The sequence below is a fragment of the Paenibacillus polymyxa genome (assembly GCF_015710975.1).
GTDB classification, from domain to species: Bacteria; Bacillota; Bacilli; order Paenibacillales; family Paenibacillaceae; genus Paenibacillus; species Paenibacillus polymyxa.
Genome location: NZ_CP049783.1, coordinates 2,405,887 through 2,426,234, shown reverse-complemented (window position 1 = coordinate 2,426,234; position 20,348 = coordinate 2,405,887). Strand labels below are relative to the sequence as shown.

The 20,348-nt window shown below is 41.7% G+C and carries 21 protein-coding genes; 1 reads left to right on the top strand and 20 read right to left on the bottom strand.

Features of this window, described 5'->3' with window-relative positions; genetic code table 11:
- Positions 1-17: 17 nt before the first annotated feature.
- From G7035_RS10935 to G7035_RS10905, 7 genes are all read right to left on the bottom strand, one after another.
- Positions 18-1,013 carry a UDP-N-acetylglucosamine 4,6-dehydratase family protein gene (locus G7035_RS10935; protein WP_019688785.1) on the bottom strand — a complete coding sequence of 332 codons (996 nt, stop codon included), beginning with the start codon at positions 1,011-1,013 and terminating at the stop codon, positions 18-20.
- Positions 1,014-1,034: 21 nt separating this feature from the next.
- Positions 1,035-2,825, bottom strand: a complete 1,791-nt coding sequence (locus tag G7035_RS10930; RefSeq protein WP_230877458.1) for a motility associated factor glycosyltransferase family protein — start codon at positions 2,823-2,825, stop codon at positions 1,035-1,037.
- A 115-nt stretch (positions 2,826-2,940) separates the two neighbouring features.
- Positions 2,941-3,285 carry a hypothetical protein gene (locus G7035_RS10925; protein WP_019688787.1) on the bottom strand — a complete coding sequence of 115 codons (345 nt, stop codon included), beginning with the start codon at positions 3,283-3,285 and terminating at the stop codon, positions 2,941-2,943.
- On the bottom strand, positions 3,285-3,668 hold the full coding sequence (fliS, locus tag G7035_RS10920; RefSeq protein WP_019688788.1) for a flagellar export chaperone FliS: 384 nt from the start codon (positions 3,666-3,668) through the stop codon (positions 3,285-3,287). Before fliS ends, G7035_RS10925 begins: the two co-directional genes overlap by 1 nt.
- 17 nt (positions 3,669-3,685) lie before the next feature.
- Positions 3,686-5,209 carry a flagellar filament capping protein FliD gene (gene fliD / locus G7035_RS10915; RefSeq protein ID WP_019688789.1) on the bottom strand — a complete coding sequence of 508 codons (1,524 nt, stop codon included), beginning with the start codon at positions 5,207-5,209 and terminating at the stop codon, positions 3,686-3,688.
- Positions 5,210-5,221: 12 nt separating this feature from the next.
- A complete protein-coding gene (locus tag G7035_RS10910; RefSeq protein WP_019688790.1) occupies positions 5,222-5,590 on the bottom strand; it encodes a flagellar protein FlaG in 369 nt (122 codons plus the stop codon).
- A gap of 177 nt (positions 5,591-5,767) precedes the next feature.
- On the bottom strand, positions 5,768-6,535 hold the full coding sequence (locus tag G7035_RS10905; protein ID WP_019688791.1) for a flagellin N-terminal helical domain-containing protein: 768 nt from the start codon (positions 6,533-6,535) through the stop codon (positions 5,768-5,770).
- Positions 6,536-6,810: 275 nt separating this feature from the next.
- On the opposite strand from G7035_RS10905, the gene G7035_RS10900 reads away from it, so the two are divergent.
- Positions 6,811-8,214, top strand: a complete 1,404-nt coding sequence (locus G7035_RS10900; RefSeq protein WP_019688792.1) for a carboxypeptidase-like regulatory domain-containing protein — start codon at positions 6,811-6,813, stop codon at positions 8,212-8,214.
- A 117-nt stretch (positions 8,215-8,331) separates the two neighbouring features.
- Here the strand turns inward: G7035_RS10900 and csrA are convergent, their stop codons facing one another.
- The 13 genes from csrA to G7035_RS10835 form a co-directional block, all read right to left on the bottom strand.
- Complete coding sequence (gene csrA, locus G7035_RS10895) at positions 8,332-8,568, bottom strand: carbon storage regulator CsrA (protein WP_019688793.1); 237 nt, start codon at positions 8,566-8,568, stop codon at positions 8,332-8,334.
- Positions 8,568-9,017 carry a flagellar assembly protein FliW gene (gene fliW / locus G7035_RS10890; RefSeq protein ID WP_019688794.1) on the bottom strand — a complete coding sequence of 150 codons (450 nt, stop codon included), beginning with the start codon at positions 9,015-9,017 and terminating at the stop codon, positions 8,568-8,570. Before fliW ends, csrA begins: the two co-directional genes overlap by 1 nt.
- A gap of 78 nt (positions 9,018-9,095) precedes the next feature.
- Positions 9,096-10,004 carry a flagellar hook-associated protein FlgL gene (flgL, locus tag G7035_RS10885; protein WP_019688795.1) on the bottom strand — a complete coding sequence of 303 codons (909 nt, stop codon included), beginning with the start codon at positions 10,002-10,004 and terminating at the stop codon, positions 9,096-9,098.
- A gap of 28 nt (positions 10,005-10,032) precedes the next feature.
- Positions 10,033-11,613, bottom strand: a complete 1,581-nt coding sequence (gene flgK, locus G7035_RS10880; protein ID WP_019688796.1) for a flagellar hook-associated protein FlgK — start codon at positions 11,611-11,613, stop codon at positions 10,033-10,035.
- A 15-nt stretch (positions 11,614-11,628) separates the two neighbouring features.
- A complete protein-coding gene (locus G7035_RS10875) occupies positions 11,629-12,129 on the bottom strand; it encodes a flagellar protein FlgN (protein ID WP_019688797.1) in 501 nt (166 codons plus the stop codon).
- A gap of 10 nt (positions 12,130-12,139) precedes the next feature.
- Positions 12,140-12,415, bottom strand: a complete 276-nt coding sequence (flgM, locus tag G7035_RS10870) for a flagellar biosynthesis anti-sigma factor FlgM (protein WP_016822917.1) — start codon at positions 12,413-12,415, stop codon at positions 12,140-12,142.
- A 195-nt stretch (positions 12,416-12,610) separates the two neighbouring features.
- On the bottom strand, positions 12,611-13,021 hold the full coding sequence (locus tag G7035_RS10865; RefSeq protein ID WP_019688798.1) for a TIGR03826 family flagellar region protein: 411 nt from the start codon (positions 13,019-13,021) through the stop codon (positions 12,611-12,613).
- A 740-nt stretch (positions 13,022-13,761) separates the two neighbouring features.
- Positions 13,762-14,232, bottom strand: coding sequence for a LysM peptidoglycan-binding domain-containing protein (locus tag G7035_RS10860; RefSeq protein WP_019688799.1), 471 nt, complete (start codon positions 14,230-14,232; stop codon positions 13,762-13,764).
- Between the two features lie 383 nt (positions 14,233-14,615).
- Entirely contained in the window at positions 14,616-15,185 is a 570-nt protein-coding gene (locus G7035_RS10855) for a ComF family protein (RefSeq protein WP_019688800.1), read from the bottom strand.
- Between the two features lie 347 nt (positions 15,186-15,532).
- On the bottom strand, positions 15,533-17,650 hold the full coding sequence (locus G7035_RS10850; RefSeq protein WP_019688801.1) for an ATP-dependent helicase ComFA: 2,118 nt from the start codon (positions 17,648-17,650) through the stop codon (positions 15,533-15,535).
- A 201-nt stretch (positions 17,651-17,851) separates the two neighbouring features.
- On the bottom strand, positions 17,852-18,292 hold the full coding sequence (locus tag G7035_RS10845) for a hypothetical protein (protein WP_017427118.1): 441 nt from the start codon (positions 18,290-18,292) through the stop codon (positions 17,852-17,854).
- 167 nt (positions 18,293-18,459) lie between these two features.
- Complete coding sequence (locus G7035_RS10840; protein WP_013373401.1) at positions 18,460-19,182, bottom strand: response regulator; 723 nt, start codon at positions 19,180-19,182, stop codon at positions 18,460-18,462.
- A 4-nt stretch (positions 19,183-19,186) separates the two neighbouring features.
- Positions 19,187-20,347, bottom strand: a complete 1,161-nt coding sequence (locus G7035_RS10835) for a sensor histidine kinase (protein WP_013373402.1) — start codon at positions 20,345-20,347, stop codon at positions 19,187-19,189.
- Position 20,348: the final 1 nt, after the last annotated feature.

Here is a 20,348-nt window from a genome sequence, read left to right as displayed (position 1 = left end):
TACTTTCTGCTATATTCTTATATAAGACTTTCATCATATAACCAATCAATAACAACCTTTTTACTAATAGGATTCATTTCTAACTCAGTAATATTTCTTTCTAAAGATTGGGGCTTTCCTTGAAAAGAAGGTGGAATGATAAACATATTTTCCGATTCCAATGCGACTAGCTGTTCATCTAAAGTCATTAACTCTTCATAACGTTTTTCTCCAGGACGGAGACCGATATATTTAATAACTACTTCATCATTTAGTTTGTATTTTTTTGAAACCGTTTCTATGAGCGCCTCCGCTAAGTCTGCAATTCGTACCACTGGCATCTTTAGAACAAAGACCTCACCACCTTGTGCGACCTCATTTGCCTGTAAGATTAGCTCAATCGCCTGGGAAGGAGTCATCATATATCTCAACATTTCCGGATCCGTAATAGTAATTTCACCATTTCCCAAAATTTGTTTTTTGAATAACGGAATAACGGACCCCCGTGAACCCATTACATTCCCAAATCGTACCGAAGAAAATATAGTAGACTTAGAACCCTTTTGATATTCAGAGGCTGAAATTAGACGCTCTGCCGTTAGCTTCGTTGCACCATATGTGTTGGTTGGAGAAATAGCCTTATCCGTGCTTGTGAAAAGGACCTTTTTCACGCCATTCACTAACGCCGCTTGTATGACATTCTGCGTGCCTATTACATTGGTTTGTACAGCCTCAAATGGATTATACTCACATGAAGGAACGTGTTTCATAGCAGCTAAATGAAATACATAATCAATATCCTCCATTGCCCTCATCAATCTTTGCTGATCCCTCACATCACCGATCAGAAATCGCAGTTGATTAGAATGGGCCTGAAAATCAATATTCATTTCATACTGCTTATGCTCATCACGGCTAAAAATACGAATCACACTCGGCTCGTCTTTCAAAAGTCTCTGTACCAGTTGGCGCCCTATTGTGCCCGTTCCACCTGTAATTAGTATTTTCTTACCTTTGTAGGTTTCCTTCTGCATGTTGAACACGTCCCTTTTCCTTTAACTCTTTATATCATCTATTCTGCGAATCGATTCTACAAACAACTCTTCAAGCATTGAGATTTTACCCACTATCTCATTCGCCAGCTTCCCTAAATGTTCATGTATCATATCGGCTTTGCGGAGGAGATTTTGCTCTATGGCGATCAAGGGCTGCTGCTGGTCAAACAGACCAATTTCCAGTGGGAGTACGGTTTCTATAATAGGAACAAACCAATCTCTACTTACAATGCTGGTCCAGCGTTGTTCAATTTCGACAATCGCATTATGACATTTGAGCGGCTTCGTTCGGCTCCATTCTCTAATATTTTGAATCGACTTCAACATAACTTCCAATTCTTCCCTGAATCGAGTGAAATCATTGAGTGTATTCTCGATTTTCCCTTTAACCTCTTTGATACGATTTTCATTTATAGTAAATGGTTGATTACGTTGGATATTAGCTATTGCATCGTGCTCAATATGTTCCTCGGCAATCATATCGTATACTTCTTCAATCGGCTTCCAAACCGTTCCCTCTAACGCGGCCCCATTACGAGTCGTATTAATAAATTCAATATTGGATAAAGCTGCAAACAGATTCTCTAATGCGTCTTTCATAAACAAGAAGCTTTCATTTGTAGCATTGTATTCACCATGTACGTTCAATACCTGTCTCGGTGCTTTCTCTACAATTGATGCATTGTGGGATGCTTCAATATGTCCTACTCCATCAGCGTAGAACTTATTGCCTGGGAAGGATAAATCCTGTCCCATCAGTACAACACGTCGTGCCCCCAACCATACAGCCGCTTGTATAGCTGAGCCTACAACCGTTGGTGTTGCCGTTATAGCAATCTGTGCCCGATCAATTCCTAAATAATACTGTGAGATAGAGTCATTGCTCAACACAAAATGAACGGTGTCTTTTTGCTTGCGATCTGTAATCCCAAAATAAGAAGTAGAACCATACAATAAGGGTGCTTCTAATGTTTCTGGCTGGGAAAATACCTTATCATTGATAATACCACCATCCAGCGTGACCGCTAAATGAGGCTGTATTCCCTGTTTAACTAGTGCTTGAATACTGGAGCCTGCCGCGATAACAAGAGCATGAGGTTGGACACGCTTAACCCACTCAATATCTTGCTGAAGTGACGGACCTGAAGCAATAATAAAGGCCGTGCTGCCGGGAAAAGAAAATTTCAAATCATCAATAGAGGGTGAGGAGAGCATTCCTGCCATCTGATACATACTATTACGAATCCAGTCCTGTCGAAAAAGATGATGCGTGCGTTGGTTCGATTCATAGGTGTGATTGTATTCTTCCAATCTTTCTTTAACATCACGTAAACCATCCATCTCAGCCTCAAGATAATGACGGAGCGCAACGAATGCTAGCTCACGCTGCATGTGGACAGATGCCATATAAAACAGTGAATTCAATTGGGAATCACCAATAGCTAGCCAGTATAAATTGGGATGCTCTAAAATACTCCGCATATCATAGCTACTAATTGAGTTTAGAAACTGGTATTCGTCCGGCTCATATACAAAGAGCAACCGATCAGGGTACATTTCAAGGATATCAGCAATGCCAAGCCCCTGACCAAATCCATAAACAAATACACATTCTATATTTCCTACCGACTGCTGGACTGCCTCCAGCCAAATATGATCTTTTTCTATAGGTTCATTATAAGTCTTGTGAACCTGGGCTCTAGTTGGCTCAAGTGAGAGCATTGAACTAGTAACGTTTGGAAAACGATTCTGTATAGCAGTTAGATTTAATGATAAAATTGTCAAGACCATACCACCATTCATAATGATTCTTCTTAATTAGTATATCGGACTGTAACATGAAGGAGTGAACCTTCAAACAAAAAAAGTCTCTCCCAGTAATTTCTGAGAGAGATTATAAAACCGCTTATTTCCTGTGGTCTATGAAAAGACTATCAACTGAATAAGCACGCTGGTAAGCATTTTGTTGAATTCGTATGTTCCCTTTTTTCTCCATCCAACTTCCCGCTTCATCTTTTAACTTATTCATGCGATCCAATATAGGTTCATCCATATCTAAGATGTATCCAATTTCTTGTTTATCTTCTTCAGTAAGAAAATTACGGTATTTCTCCATTGCATGCACAATTTCCTGTCGACGTTCAACAAAAGAAACCAATTCTTCCTCTTCTATGATCGAAATTCGGTTAGTCGTCTCTATCGTCATTTCCTTCAGTACCTGAATAAGGTCTTGAATACTGTTATTATCCATCAACTACCTGTGACCGAGCTTGGCAGTTTGCTTATTTCAACCCAAGCCTCTCTAAGATCTGTTAGATGTTCCTCTACTTCCCGAGCCTTCGATACATCTTTATGAACATTAGACTCAATCAGACAATGCAACATATATTCATAAATTCTTAACAAGTCCTGCGAAATTGGGTAGTCAAAATTCAAGGCAGATATTAGCTCATGAATGATAGCTTGTGATTTACAAAGATTATAGTTCGCTTTCCCGAAATCTTTATCTAAAATCCCGTCTATACCTGCCCGAGTAAATCGGATTGCCCCATCATACAGCATAATCAGAAGTTTAGGCTTGGAGGCAGTCTGGGCTTGAGCCTGCTGGTACTTCTGGTAAGGGGATTGAATCAAATGTATGACCTCCTTATTTATCTAAAACTGGACAAACTAGAAGAAGTACTATTATATTTATTAATTGCCGTCTCCATGGATGTAAACTTCTTGTAGTAGTTCGTTTCGATCATATTCAATCGGGCTGTCATATCAGTTATTCTTCTATCAATACTCGTTAGCTCTTGTCCCATCGTGCTGCTGATAATGAATGAAGCACTAAGATCAGTGCTTACCTTTGAGGTTCCTGCCTTATCAGCTAACTTTTGCAGCGCAGTATTGGATATTTTTTTCATACGTGTGAAAATTCCATCTTGATCTGTATATTTATTACTTTGTGCTGTAGCAGAATCCTGCTTACCGAAAAAGTTGGTCACAATATCAGGATCTTTATCTAAAGCAGCTTTCAGCTTATCTGTATCTAAAATAAGTTTTCCTTTTGACTGATACGTACCTGTTGTTATACCAAGCTCGGCAAGACTAATTGTTGTACCGTCGTCCAGTGTAACTTTTTGAACCATTGCACTACGCATATCCGCTGCTGCGCTCTGCAAAATGCTGTCGTTTTTAAGCATGCCGCTTTTGGCTTTGTTAGTCCAAAGTGTGATTTCATCATCACTCATATCCTTTTTTTGGTCAGTTGTTAAAGGGGCGTATTTTTTGTAACGTTCTTCACTAACTTTGTTATTTAACGTAGAGAGAACATCATTATACGCGTCAACAAACCCTTGAACCGTTTCAACCAGCTTATCCGTATCTTTGACTACCTCAATGCGTGTTGAAGTACTCCCACTGGCATTATTAAGCGTAAGTTCAACACCATTCATCGCAAAAGTATTGGAAGACCTTGTGATATCCAAACCATTTACAGTGAGCTTGGCATCTTCGCCTCCTGTTATAGTACTCCCCAGCTTTAAAGCCGAAAATATTGCTCCATTAAGCGCAATATCTTTGGCTCCAGTCGTTTTACTTGTTAGAGAAATCTTACCTGTAGCCGAGTCATAAATTGCACTTACACCAGCTTGCTTATTTGAATTGATTTTTTGTACAAAGGAATCAAGCGTTTCATTGACAGGATCAATCTCTATTGATGCTTCCGAGTCTCCTGAACCAATTTTGACTGTTATTGGAGTGGTTCCTGAGATTCCCGAATCTTTAATATCCTGTAGCTTAACAGTTCCCCAATCGGTCGGTGCAGGAGCAGAACCATTGAGTTCGATAGCTGCAAAAGAAGTAGCGCTTGATGCTGTTGCCAGCGAAGTTACCTTTACATCTAATACTCCACTGGCCGACGAAGATACTTTTGCACTAACCGCACTCGTATTTCCAGTAACATTGGCCTTCTGAGCACTGATTGCACTACTCAAGCTAAGTTTAGATAGTTTATCTTGTGTAAAACTAACTAGTTTCACACTAGTTTCCCGATAGTTTTCACGCTTCCATTCCATTAGTTGTTTCTGTTGATTCAACTTGTCGAGAGGAGCGCTCTCTGCTGTCATCAACTTTTTAACCATTGAATCTATATCCATACCAGATGCCAAACCACTTATTCTCGTAACCATAAATTTTCCTCCCTATACCTTTTTATCGACAATAATCCCGGTAATTTCCATCATTCTCGCTGCCAAATCCAAAATTTTTTCTGGCGGGACCTCTCGAATGAGGTCTCCCGTTTCCTTGTTTAAAACTTTAATCATAATGGCGTGAGTTTTTTCGTGTACAGATATTTCCAACGTCTTTTGAGGACCCTGAATTGCATCAATTGCTTTTTGCAATTGTTGGATGGTTTGCTCGTGCGTTTGCTGTGCCTTTACAGGAATTGCAGATTGTACCGCCTCTTCAGAGGTTTTCGAAGGGTCAACAGCCGTGTCCTCCTTTTTAGTTCCAGAAGAGAGATGAATCGGTGTTATACTTCCTGCATTAGCGGGTATCAACGGTTCCATAACATAACCCCTCACTCTTAAAATGGTATACCGAACAATGTATCTTTTCTATCCCTATTAGATGTCCTACTCTATATATCGGTTAATGATTTAGAATATTTATGAAAAATCATATAAAAAACAAAAAAGGCTCTGCAAAATGCAGAGCCTTTAATAATTCGTTTGCTTTCCAAAATTTTAACGAAGCAGGGACAGTACGCCTTGTGGCGCAGAGTTTGCTTGTGCCAGCATAGATTGGGAAGCTTGCAGCAAGATGTTGTTTTTGGACAAAGTAACCATTTCCTTAGCCATGTCAGTATCACGAATACGGGATTCGGAAGCTGTCAGGTTCTCAACTGTAGTACCCAGGTTGTTGGAGGTATATTCCAAGCGGTTTTGAACAGCACCCAATTTAGCACGTTGTGTAGCTACTTTTTCAATAGCATCACTTACATTTGTCAATGTGGAAGAAGATTTCAGACCAGTGAATCCTGTTGTAGCAACACCACTAACTGTAATCGTGAAGGCTTTATCGTCAGCTTGTACTTTTACGTTAGAAGTGATTTTGATTCCGTTGAATGTTGTGTTTTTCATGATGCTATCGATTTGCGATCCTAGTGCGTTAAGCTCCATGTTGATGTTGCTCTTATCACTAGTAGAGTATGTTCCGTTCAGCTTTTGAACGTTCAATTCTTTCATACGAGAAAGCATGGAGGATACTTCGTTCATTGCACCCTCAGCAGTTTGTGCAAAAGAAATACCATCTTGAACGTTACGTTGGGATTGTTCCAAACCACGGATTTGTCCGCGCATTTTTTCGGAGATAGAGAGACCAGCAGCGTCATCAGCAGCGCGGTTGATACGCAGACCGGAAGACAGTTTCTCCATGTTTTTGCTTGCTGCAGCATTATTCATACCCATGTTACGGTGAGTGTTTAATGCAGGAATATTGTGGTTGATAATCATTTTAAATTTCCTCCCTGAAATGGTTTACTTCCCACGTCCTTGTGGTATGAGCGTCTTCACAGGTCGGCCGCCCTGAAGAATTACCGCTCTAAATTATATATCGACACCTACCACTGTATTGTTTATAGCATTTCAAAATTTTCAAAAAAATCTTTTTTGGAAAACAACATGATAAACGTAAATAATTTAATTTAAACCAATAATTGACATATATTGAACTCTAGCTTATATTAAGCTTGTGATAAAAAATATACTAATTAAGGAGTGTTTCAATTATGCTTCGGAAAACTATTCGTTTGCTATCCATTTTGGTTCTTACGATAGGTTGGTTCTCAGCATCTTCTAATCTGGCGCTTGCGGGTTCTTCTCAAGCCAAACCTATTCAATTGCCAACACAATTTCTTAATTACATAGTTAAGAAAGGCTCAAACACACTTTTAAGCGATCTACATACAACGCCAATCCGATCCAAATCACTTTCAATCACTAAAGAGGACATCATTTTAAAATCTCCAAAGTTAAATACATTACCAGATACTTCGTCTAACAATAAATTTTCCGTCTCCGCAGTCACATATGATGTTTATAATACTACACCCGATGGGGCAATCTTTATTAAATCAGGTAATTCCTCGCAGGGTTATATTACTGCGGAGGGTGAAAGCCGCTGGTTTTTCACACGTGTTGAGACTCCCAATAAGCTGACTGTATTTCTAAATCCAGGGGCATCAACAACCACCGATTACGATCTTCATCTATACAAGCTTGATGAAAGCACAGGAACGCTAAACAAAGTCTCATATTCGACAAAGGGAGCTGGTCAATATGAACAAGCTAGCTATGTTGCAGGAACTGGCTATTATTTCATACTTGTCCAATCCTATAAGGGATTTAATATAACTCAGCCCTTTACCGTTCACTCTATTCAATCCGACAGCTATGACAGTAGTGAACCAGATGACAATCCTTGGTTTGCTAAAGACAGGGGATCAGCCACCTTTAGCAGTAGCCAAACGATCGACAATATCCTTGATGAGGATTGGAGTAAGATTAATGTTCCCTCTGATAGCACCGTCCGTCTCAACCTCAACAACACCTCAGCTTACGGCGAATACCGACTGGACCTATATGACGCTAATTTAACAAGTCTCGGATATCTTAGCCAGAACACAACCGCACAAATAAAGTTATCCGCAGGGGAATATTATATCCGTGTTATTGCACCATCCAAGTTTGATCTCACCACTCCGTATACTTTGACAGTAAGTTATCAAAATGCTGATGTTGCACGGGTGATAACCTCCAACATTACAACAGACGGTGGAGTATATGGTTTTATGAACTACGGTTACGGCCAAAAATGGAGAATAAAAAATAACATCACCATTAGCGGCAGAGCGTTTGATGCCCAAGGCAGTCCTGTAGCAAATGCTATTGTCACCACAAGAATTATTGTGACAATAAACAATAAGGTATTTACAGCAAGCGGAACAACCAATGAACAAGGATACTTTACGATCCCAGTAAGTGGTTTGACCTCGGCTGCAGGGAAGTATTCTTTCTATAACGGCGTCAGCACGCATTATTTTGATATTATCCCAATCGACTTTTACAGTGGCGGTAAACTACTTAACTCAGATATTAACAGTCTCTATCATTTCGCTTACCAAATAAGATAACTTAGTAAAACAGATTGAAGATTAACTAAAACTCTGCTAGTTTTAACAACATAAAAAAACCAAAAAAAAGCTGGCCCTCGCTTGGGTCAGCTTTTCTATATCGAAAAAGATAGATTCCTACTCGATGCGGTTACCGTCCATATTCAATATTGCAGTTTGAATTGTTTTAAGATCCATTACAGCGCTTTGATTATTGTCCTGAATTGCGTCGAAAATTTCTTTTCGGTAAATATCTATATCCTTAGGAGCAGATATTCCAATTTTGACGTTGTCTCCTTCAACGGAAAGCACCGTTAATACAATATTATTCTGAATAACGATAGACTCGCCTTTCTTGCGGGACAATACCAGCATCAGGATTCACCGCCTTGCTCTTCCAATTCTACATCTGGCCACAATGCATGTCTGGTCGTATACTCCGAATTTTGCAGAATAATCTGCTTACCTTTTAAATTTTCCGTATTAAAAATGATAGGGGCAATTAAGTTGACCGTTATTTTATCTCTATTACTATGCCAAGTTACAATACAACGAACTGCAATCTGTTCTCGGACTGTTACATCAATATCTGCAAGAGCATCATTAGACAACTCAAACTCGTAATCATGTACAAAATCAAAAGGATTGATTGTTATAAATGAAATACCGTCCTCTTCTACAGCACTAAAAATACTGAACAACTCGTTATGTTCCTGTAGCTTAAAATCACGTAAATGCTCAAAACCAGGTATGCCTTTCGGGAAAGTAAAAATCGATTCTTCCTTATATTGTTCTTTTCCATTTATTACATGCTTTTGGTCCATATCTCATCCTCCTAGAGTTCTAATAAAAAAGCTACAGACCTTGGTCCATAGCTTCAAAATGTCAAAGAAAACGAAATTTTATCTCAAAAAATCCATAAGAGATGGCTGCATGATCTGAGCCGATGATTTCAAAGCAGCTTCATATATAGTCTGAGCAGAAGTCGCTTGAATCATCAGACTTGCTATATCCGCATCCTCTGTCTTAGACTGCAAATTTGTTAAATTTAAATTACGATCATCCAGACGCGATTGCACTAACTCCACACGATTTGTGCGCGCTCCAACTTCTGATAAACTGGACTGCATTTTGGTGTAACGGGATTCAATACCTGTGAGCTGACTTGATATCGCCGTTTGGTTTCCACTAGCCAAGGCTGCACTCAAATTATCCATAACTTTAAAAACATTATCAGCTTCCGCTGAAGCCCCAAAAAACTCACTTCCGCTAGTATTGACCCGAAATGTGGATTGATCTCCTATAGCATAATTTACAGCACCTTGATCTGGGTCAATTTGGTCATAACTAGTAATGGTACTCGTAAGCTCATAAGGTGCCTGATCATACTTTTGACCATTAAAAATATACTTACCACGGATTTGGCTATTCCCAATATTGGTCATTTGCTCCTTAAGCTGATCGACCTCCAGCTTAATTGCATCCAACCCTGATTGAGGAACAGTACCACTTGAAGCTTGAACTGTCAGCTCTTTTAGACGTTTCATCACATCTCCAGCTTGCTGCATAGTTGAATCCGTAAAATCCAACCAACTCACAGCTGCATCTGCATTACTGGAGTATTGCTCATTAGAAGCTAACTCAGATCTATAGCGAAGGGCATAAGTTACACCTACAGGATCATCTGAAGGTTTATTGAGCTTACGTCCAGTTGTAATCTGGTTTTCCATTTTATTCATATTGCTGTAGTTATGATTCAGGTTATTGAGCGTCTGCATGCTCATCATCCCCGAGGTTACTCGAATCGCCATACGCTACCTCCTACTAATAAGAATACGTTTAGAGGCCTACACGGCCTGTACTATTAATCAGCTTATCCAACAGCTGATCGAACGTTGTCATGAAACGCGAAGATGCACTATAGGCATGCTGAAACTTGATCAGATTGGACATTTCCTCATCCAGAGACACCCCGCTGACAGATTGTCTACTCAAATCTACTTGCTCCGTCAGGAGCTGTGCGTTCTGTGATTGACGTTCCGCTTCCTGAGTCTGAACCCCAAGCTGTCCAGCAATAGAGCTAAAATAGTCATCCACTGATGTTGGACTGGATAAAGCTGCTCCAAAATCAAATTTCACATTTTTTAGGTTGGCCATAGCCATAGCTAAAGCATTGTTTCCGAGTATCACTTTCTCATCGGTCGTTCCCGTGCCATCTACCCGAAGAGAAGTTGCGATTTTATTAGGGTCACTTTGTATGTCAGGATTTAGCGTAATATTCCCTGCTGTAATCGCAGCACCATCTTTAGAGGTGAAAAAGGCATCCCCTTTAGTAGGAGTTGTGCCACTAATTGTATAACCCAACTGATGAAGGCCATTGATCCCTTGGACGGTAACTTTCAAATCGCTTGTTAAAGTCCGGTTATTATTTGCATTAGAGTAGGTAACCGCTGTATTATTCGGTCCTGTATTCAACACCGTTCCTTCAGGAAGCACAGTACCTTTAGGAAGGGTCACTTCAATATTTCCATTAGCCAGTGTATTCGCCAATTGATTCATCTGATTTTTGTAATCCGCAACATATCTGTCACGTGACAATACCATTCCGTAAACTTCGCCGCCAGTCAAGGTGCCACCTGTAAAAGCAGCCTGAAGGCCGTCTGCAGTTACTGGAGTAAGTTCGCTACCAGTTACAACCATTTGTCCGGCTACCGTTACTTGATATCCGTTATCTAATTGGGTAACTTGCACGTTAGCTAGTTTAGACAACTTATCAATCGCATAATCTCGCTGGTCTCTTAAATCATTTGGATTATCCCCTAAAGACTCCAACTTGGTAATATTGCCGTTTAAATCTGCTACAGATTGCAGAAGAGAATTCATTTCTGTTGTTTTTAAAGTAATATTACTAGTTAAATCTGTCTCCAGCGCATCAAGCTGCTTACTTGTTTGATTCAAGGCATCCGTTAAAGCCAACGTAGTTTCTTTAACAATCTTACGGTTAGTTACGTCCTGAGGATCTTGGCTTAAATCCGACCAAGCATTCCAAAAATTGTCCATTACTTTTCGCATACCTGTGTCAGAAGGCTCATTCATAATCGTCTCGAGCTTATTCAAAGTATCGTAGCGGATACTCCATCCACCTAAAGAGGAGTTTTCATTACGATATTGGTCATCTAAAAACGTCTGACGAACACGCTCAATAGCAGTGAATTCTACCCCTGTGCCCATTTGACCTCGTACAACAGAACGGTTCAAACCATAAGCTTCCATAGATTCTGAAGCCTTCATACTAACCACTTGTCTGGAGTAACCCGCTGTGTTGGCATTTGAGATATTGTGTCCAGTTGTATTTAATGCCGCCGTTTGTGTATTCAAGCTTCTTTTTGCTGTTTCTATACCATGAAATGTTGAGACCATATTTTCCTCCTTCAATTAGGCGCGTGTATCAAATAGTCCCGCCCGTACAGCTGATGTGCTTTTGTCAGCTGGACGCTGATAAACCGCTTCAGATTCCGCATAATATGACATACTCTCAATGGAAAAATCAATATAGGAAAGCGCCTGTTTTATGAGCTGTTGATTCAACTCATTTAATTTTTTCAATTCTCCAAGCGTATCTGCAAGATTTTTTTGAATTTGAAGGAGGCGCTGCTTATCTTCTACATCGAACACAAGACGAGACAACTCTGTAATATTAAGATTCAACTTGGATTTAATACCACGTTCCTGCAAAAATTCATACGCTGCCTGCAGGCGTTGTTCATCCAGCTGTTCAATGTGTCTGGACATCTTCGATTCCTGATTCATGACTTGTATGAGTTGCTCAACCTTATTTGATATCAGTGCTTCTTTTTTCTGAGTTCCTAATGCAATCAACTGCTCGTGCGCCTCTCTAAGATGCTCCAGCACATCCATCAAACGCTCTAAAGGCATATTCCTTCACCTAGCTTTCGGAAGACTGCTTAAAGAAAGGTAATAGCTTCTCTGCAATTTTATCGGCATCCACACGATAGGTTCCAGAAGCTACTTGCTGCTTAAGCTCCTGAATTTTCTTAACGCGGTCTGCATCACTGCTGCGGTTCAGCATTTCCATCGCTTCTGGAGAAATGGAAACCTCGTCCTTACGGCGGGACTTCTTAAGCTCTTCCTGGCGTCCTGTTTCAATATTTCGCTGATATGGATTAATAGCTCCAATGCGGTTGGTCTCGTTAATTTTCATAACTTCCACCTTCCTTAGTTATTTGATATGGTCAGAATGTATCAGACGACATAGCGTCGAACATGGTTCGTATTATGCCTTACTTCTTTATTTCGTGCATGGTTGCTAAAATAAAAAAACCGATAAGCTCTATAAAGATTATCGGCGGTATTTGAAACTTTTTGAATAGCTGAATGCGTATTTAATTCCCCTGTACTAGTTTCCGCGAAGTTTATCAATCGCGCTGTAGGTACCTGAGCCCATATTATTGCTTTGATCCTGATTACTACTTTCGCGTATGGCCTGATTCAGGTCTTTAGTCAGACGTGTTCGACAAGAATCGCACATATGCCCTTCACGAATCGGTATCCCGCATACCTCGCAAGGATACGTCATATTGGGCGCATTAGCAATGGAAATACGTCCCTCACGTATAAATGTCGTGATCTGTTTAACAGAGACACCTGTAGCTTCCGAAAGTTCATGCATATGAATACCTTTATTCTCACGTATATGTTTGACACACTGTTCGTATTCAACCTCAATTTCTTTAATACAGTTCTGACAGATTCCCCTAACATTCATAATAAACAGCTTTCCACAGCGAGGACAGTTATCCAAGTTCATCCTCTGTAGCGCCCCTTTCCAATTTCCGGTCTTTTAATTGCTTTTATCCTTACATTACCTTATAGCGAAGAGCCCCGTCTATCAAATATTTCAAAAAAAGTTTTTTAGATTTAACACAACTCCACATTTCGTACGTTATCATAGTAAAAGTTATAATAGGGGAAGATTCAACGGACAAAAATCCTCCCATTTCTATGTACATTAATATGCAACAACATAAAATGCAGAGGCAAATAAGCCCTTCTAATCCAGCCTATTACATGTGAGTATTTATCGTCAAACATTACTCCGTACTTTAGAGAAAAAAATAAAATAAGCGCCATTCCAGTTATTCTCGGGAATAGCGCTTCATTATCATTAAACAGCTATATATGAATATGGTTAAAATGTAGAAATAAAATGAGGGAAAAACCGGGCGAAACAATCCTCAGAAGAATTCATGTTCACCTGTGCCCCGAACACAATCAAGAAAATACTATAAATCCGGGGGATCGGCGTCCATACGAATGCTCCGCACATGGAGTGTGGGTATTCATAAATCTCATACACCTAACATCATTTCAACTTATAAGCTATCTGAAATTAAGCTAGACGTACCATTGGAAATTTGCAGCCCAAAAAAACAAGCAATTTACAAATAATTATTCAAAAAAGCATTGTTTTAATAGAGGCCTTCCCGTATACTATAGTCAAACGCTTGGTTTAATAAATACATTTTATAAAACAGTTTATAATGTTAATTATTTATTTGTGTTTGTTTGTGGCACTTGCAGTTCTTGGCCAACTTTAACCAGGTTGTTGATTTTAACCAGTTCTTCGACAGTTACACCGTATTTTTCAGCAATAGAAGCCAGTGTGTCACCTTCTTGAACATTTACAGTGATTGTTTTTACAGTTGTTGCTGGTGCTTCAGTTGTAGTTGTTGCTGGTTTGGTACTTGTTGTTTGGTTGTTGTTCTCTGTTGTCGATTGAGCAGGTGTTGTAGTTGTTGTGTTCTCAGTAGTTTCAGTTTTAAAGAACTTAGCTTCAAATGCTTTTTGTGCAGCTTCTTGTTGTTCTCTCATGATTTGGTCTTCCAATTGTTGTTTTTCGTAATCCGAACCAGATTTTGCCAATACTTGACCTGTTGCAAGTGGACTCAACAAAGATACTGCACCTAAGCTAACTGCCAACATGCTAGAAACTGCTACTTTTTTCATTACATTTTTCATGATTTTGTTCTCTCCTCTTTTTAGCTTTAAATTTTAATTAACTGCTTTACTACTGAGCGAGACACTCCCAATGTCCGCTCTTTTGTCGTTAGCTAATCACTTATTACCAATCATGTTAGCTATCAACAGATAGAAATTGTACTCCTCTTTTCCAAAAAAATCAACCTCTAAATTGAAATATTCTGATTTCATCCCTCACTTCCTAACTTTTTGTTCGTCTCTATATTTTTATTATATACCTCTCTCTAGCTTGTTGTCAAATTCTGCTGATTGTACGGATTAAAAGGCTTATACTCTATCATTTAATCCTTCTTTCAAAAGAATTATAACCTTTTTTTCATAGTTTCAAGCATAAAATTATGGAATATAATAGAAATTTAGACTCATGATCTCGCTAGAGTCAGGCAAAAGATAGCCAAATGTACTCCTCGTTCTAATGCCTTTTCTCTCAAAACACGTGCACACGCCTGCAATGTACTCCCCGTTGTATAAATATCATCTACAAGCAAAATTGTAACGGAGTGCGTGCACTCCTCCGTAGCACGTCGAGATTCAGCTTTTAAAGTAAAGGATTTCATCAAATTCATCATATTGGGGTGAACAGAAAATGCATTATTCATTGTATTCATGCGTTCATTTTTTGATTTAAAGCTTTGCTTCCCTGTATCTTGCGGGCGAACAAGTAAAGGTAGAAAGGGGAGCTTATTTCGCTTTGCAATCTCTTCTGCCAAAATTTCAGCCTGATTAAAGCCACGCTCTGTCAGCCTCTTTTCACTTACCGGGACACAGGTCACTATATCTACATCCCACAAAGATTGCTTGAAACGATTACATTTATGACCTGCAAACTCATGTCTCATCGCCTGATAGGCACGGTTCATGATTTCGCCCAGCAGGGGGCCAAACTTTTCATTGCCGCGGTATTTAAACTGTCCAATCCATTCTTTCATCATCGGCGTATAACTGGTTGCACTCCGATTACATACATAATAACGCACTAATCGGTCGGGCCTGACGCAATCTGGACAAGACGTCGGACGTCCACAATGTGCACAACGAATGTTGTAAACCCAAGGAATTTGGGTCGAACAATGAGTACAAAGCCCAGTAAATTCGGAAAAATGACCTGTGAGAGTGCCGCAAGCAACACATGTTTGCGACTGACGATGGAATAACCAATTCAAAAACAAACGGGTTCTTGGAAACATCTCCATACCAAAATGCACCTTTCTTGGTAGTTTACGTACCGACATTGTTTCAGGTTTCACATTTCCAAAAAAACTTTTTTTATTTAATGCATTTAGTGCTTCACCAATTTCAGATATCCTTTTTTCCGAGCCAGTGCATTCATACGTTTAATCTGTTTAATCGCTCTCTTTTGACCACTAGTCCATTGAGGGGATATAAAAATAACACTACCACATGGGTCATCCTTAGATCTTCCCGCGCGGCCAGCCATTTGGACAAGGGATGCTTCATCAAAAAGACTGCTGTCCGCGTCTAGTACATACACATCACTCCGCGGAACAGTCACTCCCCGCTCCAAAATAGTGGTTGTAACCAGCACACGTATTTCAGTAGCCCGAAATAAACGCACCTTAGTGGTTCGTTCTTCATCCTGCGATGAGGTGCCGGCGATAGGTATATCAGGAAATTGTCTAATCAGCAGTTCCACAAGGCCTTGAATATGTGAGATTCGTGTCACAAATAGAAAGACCTGCGCCCCTCGTTGAATGGATACGTTTAGGCGCTGAACAAATGAAGCAGGAAGCTGACCTTTTTGCAGCCACTGATGCACTGGAGGAGTCCCCAAACGAATTGGGACAGGTAGGGGATGACGATGAAAACGAACGGGAACCTTGGCATGTGGCAGTTGACCACGTGCAGCCTCTTTCTGCAAGGGGCGCGGTGGCGTAGCAGACAAATAAATAAACTTTCCTTCCCGCTTACATACTGCTTGGGCAGCAAAGGCAAGCATTGGATCATTGTGATAAGGAAATGCATCAATCTCGTCAATTACAACCAAATCAAAAGCCTGGCGATAACGCAACAGCTGATGTGTTGTTGCCAGTGTCAGTTGTCCCCTTTGCCACCGTTCTGCACTCCCTCCATAAAGCGTCACCATGCTAACCTGGGGAAACGCAACTGCCAAGCGAGGTGCCAATTCCAATACCACATCACGGCGCGGTGTTGCTACGAGCGCTGTCCCTCCGCGCTCCAACACATGCTGTAAAAGCGGAAACATCATTTCCGTCTTGCCCGCGCCAGTCACGGCCCAGAGCAGAAATCGTTCGGCCGCAGAATCGGGTACTTGCCGGCCAGCAATCTCCCAAGCACGCTCGCCAGATTTGGGCGATGACTGCTCGTTGAGGGCAAGAGTGCTGCCATGCGCAGCGGCAGCACCTGATTCCTGGCGCGCACGCATGCTGCGCCGGAATAATTCGTGCGCTCGTTGCCAGCCTACCAGGCGAGAGCATTTTCGCACCCCGCCGGGTGGTGCGGCCAAAAAGCGCAGCGCTGCTTCGGCGGCGGCACGTTGCGCAGGGCTCAGCCCCCAGCGGTCGAGATTCGTCGCCGGGGCTGTCTCTGCCGTGCGCGGCATGGCAAGTTTCGCTGTACCGCGCAGCAGCAACGAGCACTCACGACTGCGTCCAAGCGTCAGACATGTCTCGCAGTAGGCGCACGCCTTACGACCGCACGATGCGCAGCTTGTGCGGTGCACCTTTTCGCTGCCACAACGGTTGCAGCGGAGTTCCTGTCTACGCGCGGCAGACCAGCGCGCACGTGGTGCTGGAGCCAGACCAGCAGCAAAGCTGAGTCGGCCTTGCAGATATGCAAGTTGCGCAGCTGAACGCCAAGTATGCTCCAAATCCGGGGCTGCCTCTGCTAGCAATGCTTCAGCTTCAGGAACAAGCAACTGGCGTCCTGCCAACAAATGAGTCAGCTCGTTCGCTTGTCGTGTTAAACATTCCATATCCAATCCATTTACTCCCGTGGCGAGCTTCCGGTTTTGAATAGAACGTACAGTTCCTATTGTTTCTTGTTCCTCATTCCCATGTTGAGTGCGTGAAACCCATCCTTGGTGCCGGTCCCAAATGTATATATTGTCTACTCCTCCAGATAAGATCCGTTCTCCATTAGAAGATTCAAGAACCAACTCATTCTTTAGCTGTGCAAGAGTATAGGCCCACCATTGTCGATCCCCCCACCGCTCCATCTCTGCTAACTCCCTAAATCCTCCACACAGGCTTACTCCCCAAGACAAGGGAAGCTCGTCTCCTAATAACACCCACCTTTCGACAGCATTCTCCTGGTGCTTATCTTGACACCACCACCATGTCATATCTACTCGAATATCCACAGATAATCGAAGATTCCAATTCCCTTTATATCTGACTGCATATACTGCAATTTTCATCTTTGTTCTCTCCTCTCATTCATCATTGTTCCTAGTTCTTATCACCCTAGAGAACAGCAAAAAAGCACACTTCCATGGCTATTAGCCTGAAGTGTGCTTCACATCAAACAGATTTCAACGAAATCCCTATTGTCTTGCATATGCAACTGTCTATAAATATTTATATCTGATTTTAACCACGATGTCCACAGATCCCTGTCACTAAGGAACAAGTGGGACGCCCGCCAACGGGTTTGCTGTTCTAAGATCAATAACAACCTGTTTTTCACCGCCTGACTTCGGCAAAACCGGGTTCCCCGGTGAAAAACGACATGAGATGACTGAAACATCCATATGACTATAGCGCACCAGCCGGGTCAGAATCGGTAGCGTATCGTCTATAGATTCATCATCCAGTACCGTTACATGTAGCGGCCTCCGGTGTAGCCAGGCAAGGATACTCAATGAACGCATCACCCATTCCACACGATCTCCATCATTGGATGTAATCACAATGTAGCGAGTCGCACGACGATTCAGCGATGTCGTGTGTGCATCTTCGCCATTGTGATAAGCCTGAACCGCCTGTCGTATATACATGAGATGCACGACTGCAGCTCCCACACCGTATATAAGCAATATCCAAACCAAGTGAGCCGTCACGAGGGTTCCACCTCCTCCTATAGCGACAATATATGCCGTATAACAGGAAGAGGTGTCACGGTTATGTACTGGACTTCCATACGAGCGGATATCTCGCTCTAAAAGAGAGGCGGTACAGCATTCATATCTAGGCAGCTGCATCGTCTAATACATGAAAAGACTACACTTTACAGCGTAACCCATCCATATTTGATGGAGTTAATAACTGCTTGTGTACGGTCATCCACTTCCATTTTTTGCAGAATACTGCTGACATGGTTTTTGACCGTTTTCTCGCTAATGAATAAATATTCACCAATCATCTTATTGCTCTTGCCTTCGGCCATCAGACGTAACACTTCTGCTTCACGACGAGTCAGCGGATTATTTTCACCTGCAACAAACTTCACGCCTGCTTCCTTAGTATGACCTTCCGCCATAGCCCCTGTTTCATTCAGGTAAGTCATCCGACGAAGCTGCTGAATAAGCTTGCCCGTTACCTTCGGATGAATAAATGCATATCCTTCATGTACTGAACGAATAGCATTAATGAGGGACTCGGCTTCCATATCTTTTAACAGATAGCCATTGGCTCCCTTGCGCAACGTCTCGAATACATAGCTTTCATCATCATGAATGGATAAAATGATCACTTTGACATCCGGGAACATCTCCCGTAGTTTTTCAGTTGCCTCTACACCATTTTCAATTGGCATATTAATATCCATCAGAACAATATCCGGTTTCTCTACGTTGCAGAATTCCAACACTTGAATGCCATCGCCACATTCTCCGATGACCTCAATGTCGTCCTCCATATTCAAAATACGTTTAAGTCCTTCACGAAACAACTGATGGTCGTCCGCTAAGAGAACTTTAATGGGTGCATTACTCATTTCCTGATTTTCCATGTTGTTACTCCTTTCCCTTTTCCACGTTGGTTGGGATATGAATCACTATCTTGGTGCCTTGATTCTCAGCTGATTCGATCTCCATTCTCCCCTCGAGCAGTTCAACCCTTTCCCGCATACCAATCAGACCAAAATGCCCATGGTCTTTGCTTTTTTGCTGAAAAAGCTCTGGCTTAAAGCCCAGACCATTATCCTGCACAACAATTTTTACAAGCTGTGCCTGGTAGGTAATCTCCACAAGCACATAGGTAGGGTAAGCATGCTTGGCAGCGTTAGTCAAAGCTTCCTGGATCAGACGGTAAATGGCTGCTTCCATCGCGGAAGAGAGACGGTGTTCCTTGCCCCTTGTTTCAAAAAGCGCTCTAATCTTCGTTTTTTCTTCAAAATCCTGCACATATTTCCGGAGCGTCGGAATAAGCCCCAGGTCATCCAGGGCCATGGGACGCAAGTTAAAAATGACCTTTCGCATTTCTTCAAGACTGGAGCGAACTTGTTTCTTCAAGTCTACTATTTCGTCCTGAACCATCTTAAATTCCTGCTTGGCAATCATTCTTTCCACAATTTCCGTCCTAAGCACTAGATGCGCAAGGAGTTGCGCAGGTCCATCGTGAATTTCACGGGATATGCGCTTACGCTCCTCTTCCTGAGCCAAAATAATTTTCAGACCAATAAACTGCCGATTTTTGGCCGATTCAATGATCCGCGTCACTTGTCCCAATTCACCCGATAAATATTCCAGCACGACCCCCATCTGCGAACCGATAGTTTCGGCCCGCTCGACAGAAGCCTCGACACTTTTGGCCCGCTTTTGAAGATCATCTCTTCTGGCTTTGAGATACATTTCCTTCTCGCGAAAAATCATCACATCGAGTTGAAGCTGTGTCGCCTTCTCATAAGCCTGTTTGATATCCTCTTCCGAGTAACGGACGAAATCACGACTGACCTCAGTCAACCGAATTCGGGACCGCCGATAGTTCATTTCCAGCTGGTCCACTTTTTCGATCGTTTCTGCCGTTTCCTTCAATACGCTCTGAAGCTCTTGATTTAACGTAACCAGTTCGGTCCGGGCCGTGTCCAATATTTCGAACATCTGATATTTGCTGTTCTCCATCACCTGGATGGCATTTTTAATGACTCGGTCTATGATATCGGCTTGAAAGTCCACA